The 16152-nt window shown below is 64.2% G+C and carries 14 protein-coding genes; 9 read left to right on the top strand and 5 right to left on the bottom strand.

Annotated elements, in window-relative coordinates:
- The 4 genes from RHIZ70P_RS08150 to mmsB all read left to right on the top strand — a co-directional run bounded on the left by RHIZ70P_RS08150 (position 1) and on the right by mmsB (position 4477).
- Positions 1–888 carry a branched-chain amino acid ABC transporter permease gene (locus tag RHIZ70P_RS08150; RefSeq protein WP_115669878.1) on the top strand — a complete coding sequence of 296 codons (888 nt, stop codon included), beginning with the start codon at positions 1–3 and terminating at the stop codon, positions 886–888.
- Between the two features lies 1 nt (position 889).
- A complete protein-coding gene (locus RHIZ70P_RS08155) occupies positions 890–1891 on the top strand; it encodes a branched-chain amino acid ABC transporter permease (RefSeq protein ID WP_115669879.1) in 1002 nt (333 codons plus the stop codon).
- Between the two features lie 93 nt (positions 1892–1984).
- A complete protein-coding gene (locus tag RHIZ70P_RS08160; RefSeq protein ID WP_115669880.1) occupies positions 1985–3580 on the top strand; it encodes a GMC family oxidoreductase in 1596 nt (531 codons plus the stop codon).
- A 21-nt stretch (positions 3581–3601) separates the two neighbouring features.
- A complete protein-coding gene (gene mmsB, locus RHIZ70P_RS08165) occupies positions 3602–4477 on the top strand; it encodes a 3-hydroxyisobutyrate dehydrogenase (protein ID WP_115669881.1) in 876 nt (291 codons plus the stop codon).
- 637 nt (positions 4478–5114) lie between these two features.
- Here mmsB and RHIZ70P_RS08175 read toward each other — a convergent pair.
- The 5 genes from RHIZ70P_RS08175 to speB form a co-directional block, all read right to left on the bottom strand.
- Positions 5115–5915 (bottom strand): ABC transporter permease, encoded by an 801-nt coding sequence (locus RHIZ70P_RS08175; protein WP_115669883.1) that lies wholly within the window; start codon positions 5913–5915, stop codon positions 5115–5117.
- Positions 5912–6766 (bottom strand): ABC transporter permease, encoded by an 855-nt coding sequence (locus tag RHIZ70P_RS08180; protein WP_115669884.1) that lies wholly within the window; start codon positions 6764–6766, stop codon positions 5912–5914. Before RHIZ70P_RS08180 ends, RHIZ70P_RS08175 begins: the two co-directional genes overlap by 4 nt.
- The gene (locus RHIZ70P_RS08185; protein WP_115669885.1) at positions 6763–7797 is read right to left on the bottom strand and encodes an ABC transporter ATP-binding protein; all 1035 of its coding nucleotides are present in this window, start codon (positions 7795–7797) and stop codon (positions 6763–6765) included. The genes RHIZ70P_RS08180 and RHIZ70P_RS08185 overlap by 4 nt, the downstream gene beginning before the upstream one ends.
- A gap of 267 nt (positions 7798–8064) precedes the next feature.
- Positions 8065–9153 (bottom strand): ABC transporter substrate-binding protein, encoded by a 1089-nt coding sequence (locus RHIZ70P_RS08190; protein WP_115669886.1) that lies wholly within the window; start codon positions 9151–9153, stop codon positions 8065–8067.
- A gap of 77 nt (positions 9154–9230) precedes the next feature.
- A complete protein-coding gene (gene speB / locus RHIZ70P_RS08195) occupies positions 9231–10286 on the bottom strand; it encodes an agmatinase (protein ID WP_115669887.1) in 1056 nt (351 codons plus the stop codon).
- 169 nt (positions 10287–10455) lie between these two features.
- Here speB and gcvA point away from each other — a divergent pair, with 169 nt between their 5' ends.
- The 5 genes from gcvA (at position 10456) to RHIZ70P_RS08220 (ending at position 16139) form a co-directional block, all read left to right on the top strand.
- On the top strand, positions 10456–11466 hold the full coding sequence (gene gcvA / locus RHIZ70P_RS08200) for a transcriptional regulator GcvA (protein WP_115669888.1): 1011 nt from the start codon (positions 10456–10458) through the stop codon (positions 11464–11466).
- A 17-nt stretch (positions 11467–11483) separates the two neighbouring features.
- Positions 11484–12659 (top strand): aminotransferase, encoded by a 1176-nt coding sequence (locus RHIZ70P_RS08205; protein WP_115669889.1) that lies wholly within the window; start codon positions 11484–11486, stop codon positions 12657–12659.
- Positions 12660–12695: 36 nt separating this feature from the next.
- Positions 12696–13910 (top strand): TIGR03862 family flavoprotein, encoded by a 1215-nt coding sequence (locus RHIZ70P_RS08210; protein WP_115669890.1) that lies wholly within the window; start codon positions 12696–12698, stop codon positions 13908–13910.
- Between the two features lie 186 nt (positions 13911–14096).
- Entirely contained in the window at positions 14097–14900 is an 804-nt protein-coding gene (locus tag RHIZ70P_RS08215) for a TIM barrel protein (protein ID WP_115669891.1), read from the top strand.
- A 309-nt stretch (positions 14901–15209) separates the two neighbouring features.
- Positions 15210–16139, top strand: a complete 930-nt coding sequence (locus RHIZ70P_RS08220) for a sugar ABC transporter substrate-binding protein (RefSeq protein ID WP_115669892.1) — start codon at positions 15210–15212, stop codon at positions 16137–16139.
- Positions 16140–16152: the final 13 nt, after the last annotated feature.

Raw genomic sequence — 16152 nt, forward strand, 5'->3', positions numbered from 1 at the left:
ATGATGATGATTTTCGGAATTCCCCTGCAGGCCTTCCTCGGCCAGTTGCTGATCGGCCTGATCAACGGCTCGTTCTATGCGCTGCTCAGCCTTGGCCTGGCGGTCATCTTCGGCCTGTTGCGCGTCATCAACTTCGCCCATGGCGCGCAATACATGCTCGGCGCCTTCGTCGCCCTGCTGCTCCTGACCAAGGGCGGCGCCAGCTACTGGGTGGCGCTTGTCGCCTCGCCGATCATCGTCGGCCTGGTCTCGGCGGCGATCGAACGGACCATGCTGTCGCGGCTCTACAAGCTCGACCATCTCTACGGCCTGCTCTTCACCTTCGGCCTCGCGCTGACGATTGAGGGCACGTTCCGCTATTTCTTCGGTGCTTCCGGCCAGCCCTACCCTGCGCCATCGCAGCTTCAGGGCGCCGTCAACCTCGGCTTCATGGTGCTGCCCATCTATCGCGGCTGGGTCGTGGTGCTCTCCATGCTCGCCTGTCTGGCCACCTGGCTGCTGATCGAAAAGACCAAGCTCGGTTCGTATCTGCGCGCCGCGACCGAGAACCCGGTCCTCGTGCAGTCCTTCGGCATCAACGTGCCGCTGCTGCTGACGCTGACCTATGCGCTCGGTGCCGCCCTTGCCGCCTTTGCCGGCGTTCTCGCCGCCCCGATCTACCAGGTCTCACCGCTGATGGGGACGAACATCATCATCGTCGTCTTCGCCGTCGTCGTCGTCGGCGGCATGGGCTCGATCATGGGCGCGATCGTCACCGGCTACATGCTCGGCATTGCCGAGGGCCTGACCAAGGTCTTCTACCCGGAAGCCTCCAACATCGTGATCTTCGTCATCATGGCAATCGTACTGATCCTGCGTCCGGCAGGCCTGTTCGGGAAGGATGTCTGACATGTCCCACCACGCACCCGCCGTTTCGGACGCCAACACCGTCTCCGCCCATCCGCAGGCCTCTCTGCTGCGCTACGGGCTGCTCGCCATCCTGCTGGCCCTGCTGTTGGCGGCACCCTTCCTGGTCTATCCGATCTTCGTGATGAAGCTTTTGTGCTTCGCCCTCTTCGCCAGCGCCTTCAACCTGCTGCTCGGCTATACCGGCCTCCTGTCCTTTGGCCACGCCGCATTCTTCGGCGGCGCGGCCTACTTCACCGCCCATGCGGTCAAGGAATGGGGCGTCCCGCCAGAGATCGGCATCCTGATCGGCATGGCCGGAGCGGCCGTCCTCGGCCTGCTGATGGGCCTGATCGCGCTCCGCCGCCAGGGCATCTACTTCACCATGATCACCCTGGCTCTAGCGCAGATGTTCTACTTCTTCTGCCTCCAGGCCAGCTTCACCCATGGCGAGGACGGCATCCAGTCGGTACCGCGCGGCCATCTGTTCGGCTTCATCGACCTGTCGGTGACGACCAACATGTATTATTTCGTGCTCGCCGCCTTCCTCATCGCCATGGCCGTGATCTGGCGCTTCATCAACTCGCCCTTCGGCATGATCCTCAAATCGATCCGCGAGAACGAGAACCGCGCCATCTCGCTCGGCTATTCGGTCGTCCACTACAAGCTCGGCGCCTTCGTCATGTCGGCGGCACTCGCCGGTCTCGCTGGCGGCATCAAGGCGCTGGTCTTCCAGTTCGCGACGCTCACCGACGTCACTTGGCAGATGTCGGGCGAAGTCGTGCTGATGACCCTGCTCGGCGGCATCGGCACCATCATCGGCCCGATCTTCGGTGCCGGCCTCGTCGTCGCGCTGCAGAACTTCCTCGCGACCTCCGACTTCCCCGTGACGGTCATCACCGGCGTGGTCTTCATGGTTTGCGTGCTGCTCTTCCGTCGCGGCCTTGTCGGCGAATTCTACGGCTCGCGGATCGGCCGCAAGCTCGGCTTCGACCACCGCGTCTGATCGCGGCTGCCGACAGCCTGAACAGTGCTTTGAAATTGCGAAATGACAATTCCCGGCCCTTGGGCCGGGAACGGTGTGCCTCGGGGTAAAGACATGGAAAGCTACGACTATATCGTCATCGGCGCCGGCACAGCCGGCTGCGTCATGGCCAACCGGCTGGCGGCCGATCGGTCGACCCGCGTGCTGCTGCTGGAGGCCGGCGGCAGCGACAACTACCACTGGGTGCACATCCCTGTCGGCTATCTTTATTGCATCAACAATCCGCGTACCGACTGGTGCTTCACCACCGCCAAGGAAGAGGGCCTGAACGGCCGCTCGCTGAGTTATCCGCGCGGCAAGGTGCTGGGCGGATGTTCCTCGATCAACGGCATGATCTACATGCGCGGCCAGGCCCGCGACTACGACCAGTGGCGCCAGATGGGCTGCGAGGGCTGGGGCTGGGACGACGTCCTGCCGCTGTTCCGGAAATCGGAAGACTTTTACAAGGGTGCCGACGAGATGCACGGCGCCGGCGGCGAATGGCGGGTTGAAAAGGCGCGCGTCCGCTGGGCGGTGCTTGAAGCCTTCCAGCAGGCGGCCAAGGAGGCCGGCATCCCCGAGACCGCAGACTTCAACCGTGGCAGCAACGAAGGGTCTGGCTACTTCGACGTCAACCAACGATCCGGCATCCGCTGGAACACCGCCAAGGCCTTCCTGCGCCCCGCCGTCAAGCGCGGCAACCTCACCGTCCTCACCAAGGCGCACGTCAAGCGCCTGATCATCGAGGATGATGCCGTGACCGGCGTCGAGGTGCATCATGACGGCGTGACCAAGCAGTTCTCGGCAAGGCGCGAGACAGTGCTGTGCGCCGGCGCGATCGGATCGCCGCATATCCTGGAGCGCTCCGGCATCGGCCGCGGCGAGGTGCTGAAGAATGCCGGCATCGAGGTGGTGAAGGAGGTCCGGGATGTCGGCGAGAACCTGCAGGACCATCTCCAGCTTCGCCTCGCCTTCAAGGTTACCGGCGTGCCGACCTTGAACGAGAAGGCCACGAGCCTGATCGGCAAGGCATCGATCGGTCTCGAATACCTGTTGAAGCGCTCCGGTCCCATGGCCATGGCACCGAGCCAGCTCGGCATATTCACCCGGTCCGGGCCGGAAAAGGAAACGCCCGACCTGCAATATCACGTCCAGCCGGTGACGCTGGAGAAGTTCGGCGAGCCGGTGCATCCCTTCCCGGCCGTGACCGCCAGTGTCTGCAACCTGCGGCCGGAAAGTCGCGGCTCTGTCCATGCGGCGGCACCCGACTTCGCCGCCCAACCGGTGATCGCACCGCACTACCTCACCGCACCGGCCGATCGCGAGGTGGCGGTCAAGGCGATCCGGCTGACCCGCAAGATCGCCAGCCAGCCCTCCTTCGCCCGATACAATCCGCAGGAATTCAAGCCCGGACCGGCCTACGAATCCGACGAAGATCTCATGCGCGCCGCCGGCGATATCGGCACGACGATCTTCCACCCTGTCGGTACCTGCCGTATGGGTGCGGACGAGGGAAGCGTCGTCGATCCGCGGCTCAAGATGCGCGCGTTGAAACGGCTGAGGATCGCCGACGCCTCGATCATGCCGACCATCACCTCCGGCAACACCAATTCGCCGACCATCATGATCGCCGAGAAGGCGGCCGAGATGATCCTTGCGGACAATCGCTGACGCGAAAGACAGGAGAGAGACATGGCCACTATCGCATTCATCGGACTGGGCAATATGGGCGGCCCCATGGCTGCCAATCTCGTCAAGGCAGGACACACGGTGAAGGGGTTCGACCTATCGGCCGACATCCTCAAGTCGGTGGCCGCCTCCGGCGTGACGCCGGCAAGCTCGATCGAGGAGGCGACCTCGGGCGCCGATACCGTCGTCACCATGCTGCCGAAGGGCGCGCATGTCCTCTCCGTCTGGAGCAATCTCGCCTCGGCGGTGAAGTCGGGCACGCTGCTGATCGATTGCTCGACCATCGATGTTGGAAGCGCCCGCAAGGCGCATGAGCTCGCCGCCGGCGCCAACTGCCTTTCGCTCGACGCGCCCGTCTCGGGCGGCACCGGCGGTGCCGCGGCCGGCACGCTCACCTTCATGGCCGGCGGCAGCGACGGTGCCTTCGACCGGGCCAGACCCGTGCTCGAGGCCATGGGCAAGAAGATCGTCCATTGCGGCGGCAACGGCGCGGGACAGGCGGCCAAGATCTGCAACAACATGATCCTCGGCATTTCGATGATCGGCGTGTGCGAGGCCTTTGCGCTCGGCGAAAAGCTGGGGCTGAGCCACCAGGCATTGTTCGACGTCGCCTCGACCTCGTCCGGCCAGTGCTGGTCGATCAACACCTATTGCCCGGTCCCCGGCCCCGTGCCGACTTCGCCGGCCAACAACGACTACAAGCCGGGCTTTGCCGCAGCCCTGATGCTGAAGGATCTGAAGCTGGCGCAGGAAGCAGCGCTTGCTGCCGGTGCCGCGACCCCGCTCGGCGCGGAGGCAGCACAACTCTTCGACTTGTTCGACAAGCAGGGCCATGGCGGGCGCGACTTTTCCGCCATCATCGAGATGCTGCGCGGCTGAGTCTCCTCCCTCGCCCGCACGCAAACGGCCGACGGAAGCGCTTCCGTCGGCCGTTTTACATTCAAGGGGGTGGAGGAGTACGACTCTGGGGGGGGTGGGGTCGTCGTACTCCTCCCGCGATGCCTATCGAGGTCATGGCCGTCCGGCATGGGGCAGCGGGACGGCGCCGATAGGCATCGCGACGGTCCCATACGTGATGGGACCGATGGCGTGACTATCAGGACTTCGAAGGTCGCGGGCGCACCGCGTCGGTCGCACGGACGGCGCACAGCATGCGCAAGTGTCCGCGCACGGTCGAAGGACCGAGTAAGCGGGCTAAAATGGATCGAAGTATGGATGCCGCGCGTGGCCCGGTGAACTTCAGGAACGCCTCGATAGGCGACCTTGGGGCCCTCGCGGGCCGTGAAGGCGACAAATCACTCGCGTCCGCCATGAACGCGGACCCTGTTGCGCACGTCATGTGCCTCATCCCCATGTTTCATCATCCGCTACGTCATGCGCGGAGTTCCATCCGGAACAGAGCAAGGGTTAGGCCCCAAATCTAAACGAAGGGTAAATGCGGTCGCTTCTTCCCCCGCATTTACTTTTCCGAAACGAAAGGCGTCGGATGGCCCCCGGCGCCTTTGCAGGATGCGGATCAGCGGTCGTCGTCGGCCATGGCCCCGAGCAGCTTGGGCAAGTCGCCGAAACGGGCAACGAGACCGAAGATGAGCGCCGCGACCACGACAAACAGGATCGTCACTGAGGCCATGGTCGGCGTGTAACCGTAGCGCAGGGCATTGAAGATCTTGATCGGCAGCGTCTCCATGGTGAAGCCCACCGTCATGTAGGCGACGATGTATTCGTTGAGCGACAGCACGAAGGCAAAGGCATAGCCGGAGATCAGATAGGGGCGGATCAGCGGCAGGACCACGGTGCGAAACACCGTCCTGTCATCCGCGCCCATGGTCGCCGCCGCCTCGACCAGCGAGCGGTCGATGGCCGAAAAACCGAGCGACAGCGTCACCAGCGGCAGGGTGACGAAGAAGATCGCGTGCCCGATAACCGCCGTCCACGGTTGGCCGTAAAAGCCCGTGGTGGCCCAGAAGGTCAAAAGCCCAAGCGCCGTGATGACCGGCGGCAGGGTGAACGGCGCGATGCCGAGCACCTGGAAGATGTTCGCCCACGGCGCGATCCGCCGCCACAGGAACCAGGCGAGCGGCAGGGCGATGGCGACCGCCAGCGCCGCCGAAGCGAGTGCCAGCATGACCGAGGCAAAGAAGGCCGAGCGCCAGCCGGTATCGGTGAAGATCGCGCCGTACCAGGCGAGCGAAAAGCCCTGTGGCGGAAAGGTCAGGCTCTGCTTCTCGTTGACCGAGACGCCGGCGACGACGACGATCGGGGCGGCGAGAAAGAGACCGATCAGAAAGAAGTAGATACGCGTCAGGACCGTGTTCATGCCGTCTCTCCCTTGCGCCCGACGAACAGCGTCAGCGCCACCATGCCGAGCGTGACCAGCACGAGGAACACCGCCATGGCAGCCGCGAACGGCATGTTCGACTGGTAGATCGCCTGGTCGGTGATGAGCACCGACAGCGTCCAGTGCTGCGGCCGCCCGAGGATCTGCGGCAGAAGGTACGAGCCCAGCGCAAAGATGAAGACCATGATCAGCGTGGCGAGAATGGTGTTCCTCAGCGCCGGGACGACGACGGTGAAGAAGGCGCGGATCGGCGAGGCGCCCAGCGTTCGCGCCGCTTCGGTCAACGTCGGATCAAGCCGAACGAGCGCGGGATAGAGCACCAGCACGGTATAGGGCAGCGCCTGATAGGCCATGCCGGTCAGCACCGCGCCGAAATTCGGCATCAGCGCGACGGGCTTCTCCATCAGCCCAATCATGACGAGCAAGTTGGTGATGCCGGCCGTGCGCGAAAACAGCGTCGACCAGGCAAAGCCGATGATGACCTCGGAGAGCGACAGGATCGACAAAAGCACGACCAGCCATAAAACCTGCGCCTTGCGCGACATGCGGGCGAGAAGATAGGTGAAGGGCAGGCCGATCACGACGCAGACCACGGCAACCGCGATTGCCAGCATCAGCGAGAACCCGAGCACGCCGGCGAAGAACGGGCTGATGAAGCGGGCATAATTGTCCAGCACGAAGGCCGGGGAGTAAAAGCCGGCCGGATTGCGCTGGAAGAACGAGACCGCGATCATCGTCGCGAACGGCACGACGAAGAACAAGATCAGCATGGCCGCCGGAAAGGCGAGCGGCGCATAGTCGAGGGCTTTCTGCGGCGGTTCGCGTCTCATGCGGCAAGCACCACGGCTGTTGCTGGATCGATGACCACGCCGACCTCTTGTCCCACCGAAACCATCGGCCGCTCGCGCGGCGTCGAGACGGCCACCACTTCGGCACCGGCCACGTCGACGAAGGTTTCAATCGTGCCGCCGAGATCGCGGATGAAGGTGACGCGACCTGTCAACCGCCCCTCGCCCGGCGCCGACAGATGAATGTCTTCCGGCCGGACCGACAGGCTTGCCGTGGACTGGCCCGCAGGCGGGGCGAAACCCGCGACCGCCTGGCCGAGCACCAACGTGCGCCCGCCCTCGACGGTAAGGGGCAGAAGATTGGTGGAGCCGATGAAGTCCGCGACGAAGCGGTCGGCGGGCTTGCGGTAGATCTCGATCGGGCTTGCTGCCTGGCGGATCTTGCCACCGTTCATCACGACGACGGTGTCGGCCATGGTCATCGCCTCGCGCTGGTCATGGGTGACGACGATGGTGGTGATGCCGAGCTGCTGCTGCAGCTTGCGCAGCTCGACCTGCATGGCCTCGCGCAGTTTGGCGTCGAGCGCCGAGAGTGGCTCGTCGAGCAGGAACAGTTTGGGCGAAATGGCGAGCGCCCTGGCAATCGCCACGCGTTGGCGCTGGCCTCCGGACAACTTGGTGACCGGCCGGTCCGCATAACCGGTGAGATGGATCATGTCGAGCAATCCCTCGACCCGTTTCGCCTGCTCCTCGCGACCGATGCCACGGATCCTCAAGGGATAGGCGATGTTTTCGCCGACGGTGAGGTGCGGGAACAGCGCCAGCGACTGGAACACCATGCCGAGATTGCGCTTGTGGGTCGGCAATGCGGTGATGTCGACCCCGTCGAGCACGATCGAACCCGTGCTCGGCTGTTCGAGACCGGCGATCATGCGCAGAAGAGTGGTCTTGCCGCAGCCGGACGGGCCGAGCAGGCAGACGAAACGCCCTTCCGGCACCGAGAGCTGCGCCTGATCCACGGCCGTGAAGGGACCGAATTGCTTGGTAACGGCGTTGAGGGTCAGACCGGACATTCTGTCTCCGAGATAACTATGGGCAATGGAAATCAGACCCTGTCTGCCCCGGCGGCGCTCTTCCATCAAGGAGAAATTGTTGCGCGGTCGATTCGAGGCGCGAGCGGGATACTCGCTTTCTCAGCATGCGGAAGGGCAAGAATCTGCCCCAATCAACCCTGCCGGGCACCTCCTCCCCGCGGGCGGGGAGAAGGAAACACGCCGTAAACCCTGCCGTTCCCCACTCCCCGCAAGCGGGGACAGGGGAATGGCAGGACAATTTCATACTCAGCCCACGATCAGTTCGGTCCACTTCTGGTTCAGCCAATCCGACTTGGTCTGGTAGAGGTCGTAGCGCGGAATGATCGGCGCGATGTCGGACGATACGGCGGCGAACTCTTCGGCCGTCAGGTCGAGCAGTTCGCGCTTGACGGTCGGAGCCGTGCCGACCTTGCGCGACAGGGTCGCCTGGATCGACGGCTGGGACATGTAGTCGATGAAGACATGGGCCTCTTCGGACTTGGTCGAAGCGCGCGACAGCGCCCAGCAGCCTGAATCCATGATGCCGCCTTCCTTGGGGAAGGTCGAGCGAACCGGATGACCGTCGGCGGCGGCAAGACCGGTGACGTCGTGGTAATACTGGCCCATCGGGATCTCGCCCGACTTCAGCGCCTGTTCGAACTGCGCCTCGTCACGATACCACAGGCGGACATTCGGCTTGACTTCGGCGAGCTTTTCGAAGGCCTTGAGGATGCCTTCCTCGGTGTCCAGGGCATTGGTGCCGCCGAAATGGGTCTTGGCCGTCACTTCCAGCAGGAAGGAGTTGGAGACGAGCGCCAGAAGGCCGAGCTTGTCGGCATTCGCCGGGTCCCAAAGGGCAGCCCAGGAGGTCGGCGCTTCCTTGAACACGTCGGTATTGGTGACCAGCGTGATGTACCAGGCAACCGCACCGATGCCGGCCACACGGCCGTCCGGATACTTGTTGACGAAGGCGTCGATCAGGCCCGAGGCGTTCTTGATCTTGGCCATGTCGAGTGGGGTCCACAGCTCGGTCGACTGACCCTTCAGCATGGAGACCTGCGACATCATCGAGACGTCGGCCGGCGCCTGGCCGGCCTTGGCGGCCTGCTCGAGCTGGACGAGCCAGGCTTCGCCGGTCGGCTCGGCGACGGATTCAACTGCGATGCCGGTTGCCTTGGTAAATTCCGGGAAGATGTTCTTGTCGAACGAATCCTTGAAATAGCCGCCATAGACGCCGACCTTGAGCGACTTGTCCTGGGCCTTGAGGATCGACGGCATGGCGAGCATGCCAGCACCGGCGAGCGAACCGGCCAGCACGCCGCGGCGGCTGACGGAGGCATTGAGAATTTTCTTCATATTCCGTTCCCTTTTGTTGATTTGCTGCTTGTGAACTTGGGGTGCGGGACGCTGATCGCGCCCCGAAGATGCGCGGCTCAGCGGCCCCTGATGGCCGGACTATAGACCATAAGGCTGAGGATTTCGAAGAGAACCTGCGCCCCGGCATGGGCGGTATTGTAGGTCGCGTCATATTGCGGCGCGACTTCCACGACATCGCCGCCGACCAGGTTCATGCCCTTGAGCCCACGGATCAGCTCGAGCACCTCGCGCGAGGTCAGTCCGCCCACTTCCGGCGTGCCGGTGCCCGGCGCGATGCTCGGATCGAGGCTGTCGATGTCGAAGGACAGATAGGTCGGGCCGTCACCGATGATCTTCTTCGCCTTCTCGATGATCGCAGGCATGCCGAGACCGGTGATCTCTTCGGCATGGATGACCGTCATGCCGGACTCGTAGGAGAATTCCCACAGATATTCGGCCGGACCGCGAATGCCGATCTGGATAGTGCGGGTCGGATCGAGCGTGCCGTCGAGAACGGCATTGCGGAAGGGACCGCCGTGATGGAACTTCGACTGGTCGAAGGGGCCGCCGGTGTCGCAATGGGCGTCGATGTGGACGAGGCCTACCGGCCCATGCTTGCGGGCAAGCGGCTTCAGGATCGACTGGGTGATCGAATGGTCGCCGCCGACCGACAGCGGCATGACGCCCGCCTCGACGATCTTCGACAGGTAGCTTTCGATATCATCGTGGCTGAGCTCCAGGCGATAGCGGCTGGAGAACGGCACGTCGCCGATGTCGCCGACCTTGAGGTCGAACACGGGCGCGCAGTCCAGCACGTGATTGTAGGGACCGATGCGATCGATGCTGCGCAGCGCACGCGGCCCGAAGCGCGAGCCCGGACGATTGGTGACGCCGAGATCCATCGGTACGCCGACGATCGCCACCTGCAGATCGCCGAAATCGGGATTTTTCGGATCAACGGGATGATGCGGCGCCGACAGGAAGGTCGGCACCCCGGCGTAAGGCGCTGCACGCGTGCCGTTCCGGAAGATCTTCTCTCCCACCTTGGCGAACTTCGGATCGAAGATTTCGCCGGCATTGTCGCCACCATATTTGGCGCGCAGTTCCGCAAGCTTCTTTTCATCGAACGTCATTTCGTCACCCTCTTCATCGGCACGACGGTGCAACGGGTCGCCAACGGCTTTTTATGCGGCAGCTCGTCAACCTGCCTCTAATGTGAGCATTAATTCGCAAAGCCTATGGAAATGCAATTCACGATGTTATAGCAATCGCTGTGAGAAAAATTCACAGATTCGAGGCTCCATGTCGAACCGCCTGCCGCCGCTCAATCCGCTCCGCGCCTTCGAGGCGGCGGCCCGGCGCGGCTCGATCTCGGCGGCCGCGCGCGAGCTGAGCGTCACCCATGGCGCGGTCAGCCACCAGATCAAGACGCTGGAGGAAACGCTGAAGGCGGCGCTGTTCGAGCGCGGCGGCAAGCGGCTGAAGCTGACGCCGCAGGGTGCCCTCCTGCTGCCCGCCGTCTCCTCCGCCTTCGATGGCATTGCCGCCGCTACTGCCCTGATGAACCGACCGTCGACCAGCGGACGCCTGCGCATATCATGTGTGCCGGCCCTCCTGTCGCTCTGGCTCATCCCGAGGATGAACAGTTTCTCCGAGCAATATCCGGAGATCAGCCTGACACTGACCTCGAGCAATGACGCGGACCTGATCCATTCACCCGACATCGACGTCGCCATTCTCTATGGCCCCGGCGGCTGGCGCGACTGCTGGACGCGCCAGTGGAGCACGCTGCAGCTTTTCCCCGTCGCCTCCCCGACCCTGCTCAACGCCCGACCGCTGCGATCGATCCGCGACCTGCGCGACCATGTTCTCTTGCATGGCGACGATGGCCGGGAATGGACCACCTGGCTTGCCGCCGCCGACCAGCTCGACATGCCGCGCGGGCGGGAGCATTTCATGAGCGATGCAAGGCTTTCGACCGAAGCCGCCCGCCATGGCCAGGGTGTGGCCCTGGGCGACAGCATCACCGCCTCCAGCCTGATTGCCGCCGGCGAACTGGTCATCCCCTTCGACCTTTCCGTGCCGGCATCCGACGCCTTCTATGTCGCGACCCGCAACGAGATGCGCGCGGCCCCGATCGTTCGCGTCTTCATCGACTGGTTGTTTGCCACGCTGGAAAACGAACGCAGTTCACAGATGAGCCCGGCGATCCGCCAGGCCGGCCGAAGCCGGGCGCCCCGCGCCGCCAAGGTTTCGCCGGCGCTTGAGACAACCCGTTCCGACACCGGCCAGAGCGCCGACCAAATCTCCTGAAACAAACGAGCACGACAATGCCTGTATCCGCCTTCAACCCGCTGATTTCCCGCCTCTCGCCACCGCCCGTGCCTTCGGTCTTAGCCTGGGCACGCGCCTATGACGGCGCCCGCGGCCCGCTGATCGACCTCTCCCAGGCCGTGCCCGGCTATCCGCCGCATCCGGACATGCTGGCCTGGCTGGGCGAGACCGCCGCGTCGCGCACTTACGCCGGTTATGGTCCGATCGAAGGCGAACCGGAGCTGCGCACCGCCTATGTGGCGGAGATGGCGGAGGTCTACGGCGCGACCGTCGGGGCGGAGAACATCCACATCACCTCGGGCTGCAACCAAGCTTTCATGGCAGCGGCCATGGCGATCGCCGGTCCTGGCGATGCGGTGGCGTTGACCGATCCCTACTACTTCAACCAGGAGACGACGCTCGCCATGATGGGCATCGAGCGCCGCCTGTTGTGGCTCGATCCGGCGAACGGCTTCGTGCCGAACATCGAAGCCGTCAGAAAGATCCTCTCAACCGGCGTCAAGGCGCTCGGGCTGGTTTCGCCCAACAACCCGACCGGCGCCATCTATCCGGCAGGTCTTCTGCGCGAGATCTTCGAGGCCTGCCGAAAGGCCGGCGCCTGGCTGATGCTGGACGAGACCTATCGTGACTTCCTCCCGGAGGGTCAGCGTCCCCATGACCTCTTGTCCGTTCCCGGCTGGGAGGACAACCTGATCCTGCTCTACTCCTTCTCGAAATCCTTCTGCATTCCGGGCCATCGGCTCGGTGCGATCACGGCAGGCCCCAAGGCCGTGGCGGAGATCGCCAAGGTGATGGACAACCTGCAGATCTGCGCTCCGCGCGCGCCACAGGCGGCGGTTGCCCGCGCGATACCGGCGCTGAAGGACTGGCGCAATGCCAACCGTGCCGAAATCGCAAATCGGGCCGAGACGCTGCGCGCCGTGATGGCCAAGCTTCCGGACTGGAAGATGGATTCGATCGGCGCCTATTTTGCCTTCATCCGCCACCCCTTCCCCGGCACGCCCTCGGCGGAGGTAGCAGAAAAGCTGGCAAAGCAGGCCGGCGTGGTGTGCATTCCTGGCGCCTATTTCGGCGAGGGCCAGGAGAACTACCTGCGCTTCGCCTTCGCCAATGCCGACAGCGAAACGATCGCCACGCTGGCCGACCGCCTCTCCGCCTTCACCCTCGGCTGACACAAGAGAACGGGCGGGGACATGGCGGGTGGGAACATGACGGCAAAGCGCATCGCGATCATCGGCGGCGGACCGGCGGGCCTGATGGCCGCCGAACAGCTGTCGCACGCCGGCCATGCGGTGATCGTCTACGAGGCCATGCCGACGGTGGCGCGAAAATTCCTGCTGGCCGGAAAATCGGGGCTGAACATTACCCACGGCGAGCCCTATGAGCGTTTCGTCACCCGCTTCGGCACGGCGGCGGACTGGTTGCGCCCGATGCTCGACGGCTTCACGCCCCAGGACGTGCGCGACTGGGCCGATGGCCTGGGAACCGAGACCTTCACCGGCACCTCGGGGCGGGTGTTTCCCAAGGCGATGAAGGCCTCGCCGCTGTTGCGCGCCTGGCTGAAACGGCTGGAGGCGCAAGGTGTCGCGATCCTCACCCGCCATCGCTGGATCGGCTTCGACGGCAATGCCTGCCGGATCGACACGCCGCATGGCCAGAAAACCGTGGAAGCCGACGCCGTGCTGCTGGCGCTCGGCGGCGCGAGCTGGCCGCGGCTTGGCTCGGACGCGGTCTGGGTTCCGTGGCTTCAAGCCCAGGGCGTCGGCGTCGCGCCATTCCGCCCCGCCAATTGCGGCTTCGACTGCGCCTTCAGCGAAACCTTTGCCGAACGGTTCGCCGGAGAGCCGGTGAAATCCGTGACCGCGACCAGCGCCGTCGGGACAAACCAGGGCGAATTCGTCATCAGCCGCAACGGCATCGAGGGTAGCCTGATCTATGCCCATTCCAGCGCCCTGCGCGACGCCTTGCAGAAGGACGGCACGGCCAGCCTGGTGCTCGACCTCGCACCGGGACGCACCGTCGACAAGCTCGCCCGCGATCTGGAGCGCCAGGATGCAAAGGCGAGCTTTGCCAACCGCCTGCGCAAGGGCGCCGGCCTCGACGGGGTGAAGGCCGCCCTGCTGCGGGAACTGATTGCCGACGCCAACCGTCTCGATGCCCGACGCCTTGCCGAAACGATCAAGGCGCTGCCGCTTCCCGTCGTTAAGCCGCGGCCGATCGCCGAGGCGATCTCATCGGCCGGCGGCATCACCTTCGACAGCGTCGACGAGAACCTGATGCTGAAAGCCCTGCCCGGCACCTTCGTCGCCGGTGAAATGCTCGACTGGGAGGCACCGACCGGCGGCTATCTGCTGACCGCGTGTCTCGCAAGCGGAAGAAGTGCGGCACGCGGCATAGAAGCCTGGCTGGCGAAGAACGGCTAGCACCGGAACCCGGAACCCATTACCCATCGCGCAACCCACACGGGCGCTTTCCGGCGCCGGTCGGCAGCCTTTCGTCCGCGCGCTGCGTTCGTCAAGGCTGACACTTTGACCCTGCCACGGCGCTGACCTACGCTCACGTGTGCGAGGGCGGCGCGATCGGGCGCCGCCGGGAGGAGACGAAAGCCGATGAAATTTTCCCTCAACCACATGACCGCGCCGGCTATGCCGATTGCGGACTTTCTCGACCTTGCGCTCTCGCTCGGCATCCACGCCGTCGAAATTCGCAACGACCTGTCCGGCAACGCCATCCTCGACGGCACGACGCCCGGGGAGATCCGCAAACTGGCTGAGGACCGCGGTATCGAGATCATCTCGATCAACGCGCTGCAACGCTTCAACGATTGGACCGAGGCGCGCGCAAGAGAAGCCGAGGAACTGATCGCCTATGCCCGCGACTGCGGCGCCAAGGCGTTGGTCCTGGTTCCGAAGAACGATGGCACCGGCCGGGAGGACGGCCAGCGTCAGCAGAACCTGCGCGAAGCACTCTCGGCGCTGAAGCCGCTACTGCAAGAAGCCGGCATCACCGGCCTGGTCGAACCGCTCGGCTTTGCCATCTGCTCCCTGAGCTCCAAGCAGGAAGCAGCGGAGGCGATCGAAGCCGTCGATGGAGCGGGCGTGTTAAAGCTGGTGCACGACACCTTCCACCATCACCTGGCCGGCGAACCAGCCCTCTTTCCCGCGATGACGGGGCTGGTTCATGTTTCCGGCGTGACCGACCAGGCCGTTTCCGTGGCCGGCATGCGCGACAGCCACAGAGTTCTGGTCGAAGGCGACGACCGTCTCGACACTATCGGACAGATCCGTGCACTTCTCGCCGCCGGCTATGACGGCTGCCTCTCATTCGAGCCCTTTGCCCCGAGCGTGCACGCGCTCGCCGATCCGGGCGCGGCGGTCAGGGAAAGCATCGACCACATTCGGGCGGCGGTCTAGCCGGCGCGCCGAGCCCCCGATCTCGGTCGCCCGCCGCGCGAAATGGAATGGAAATTCCATTTCGCGCGGCCCGCCTCCTGGCAATTTCCCCTGTCTTTCCGAGGATATGGCCGAAATTTCTCCCAAGCCGACATCTCTCCGTTGACGGATCGGCCAATAAATGGAATAAATTATCTGCATTTCAGGATCAGCGGTCTATTCATTCCGTTTTATCCGACGCGTCGGGAGCGCGGAACAAGTGCAGGTCGGCTCGAACGCCGATCTCCGGCAGGAGAAGGTGAGCCGGGCACCATTTGAGGAGGAGAAATCATGAAAAAGCTCATTCTGGGCGCCGCCATGTCCGTTCTGTTGAGCACGGCCGCCCATGCGGAAACCGTCGGCGTGTCGATGGCGCTATTCGACGACAACTTCCTGACCGTGCTTCGCAACGGCATGCAGGACTATGCCAAGACGCTCGACGGCGTGACACTGCAGGTTGAGGACGCGCAGAACGACGTCGCCAAGCAGCAGAGCCAGATCCAGAACTTCATCGCCGCCGGCGTCGATGCGATCATCGTCAACCCGGTCGACACCGACGCGACCGTCGCCATGTCGAAGATCGCCGCCGATGCCGGCATTCCGCTGGTCTATGTCAACCGCGAGCCGGTGAACGTCAACGAACTGCCGGACAAGCAGTCCTTCGTCGCCTCGGAGGAAATCGTCGCCGGCACGCTGGAAGCCAAGGAAGTCTGCCGTCTGCTCGGCGGCAAGGGCAAGGCCGTCGTGATGATGGGCGAATTGTCCAACCAGGGCGCGCGCATGCGCACCAAGGCCGTCCACGACGTCGTCGCCACCGACGAATGCAAGGGCATCGAGATCGTCGAGGAGCAGACCGCCAACTGGCAGCGTACGCAGGGCGCCGACCTCGTCACCAATTGGCTCTCGAGCGGCCTGGAGTTCACCGCCGTCATCGCCAACAATGACGAGATGGCGATCGGCGCCGTGCAGGCGCTGAAGGCCGCCGGCAAGGACATGAAGGACTATGTCGTCGCCGGTGTCGATGCGACCCAGGACGCGCTTGCCGCCATGGAAGCCGGCGACCTCGACGTCACCGTGTTCCAGAACGCCGCCGGCCAAGGCAAGGGCGCGCTCGACGCGGCCTTGAAGATCGCCAAGGGCGAGGCTGTCGAGAAGAAGGTCTACATTCCCTTCGAACTCGTCACCCCGGAAAACCTCAAGGACTACCAGAGCAAGAACTGATCTCCCAGGGGAT

The sequence above is a fragment of the Paenirhizobium selenitireducens ATCC BAA-1503 genome (assembly GCF_900492185.1).
GTDB lineage: Bacteria > Pseudomonadota > Alphaproteobacteria > Rhizobiales > Rhizobiaceae > Allorhizobium > Allorhizobium selenitireducens_A.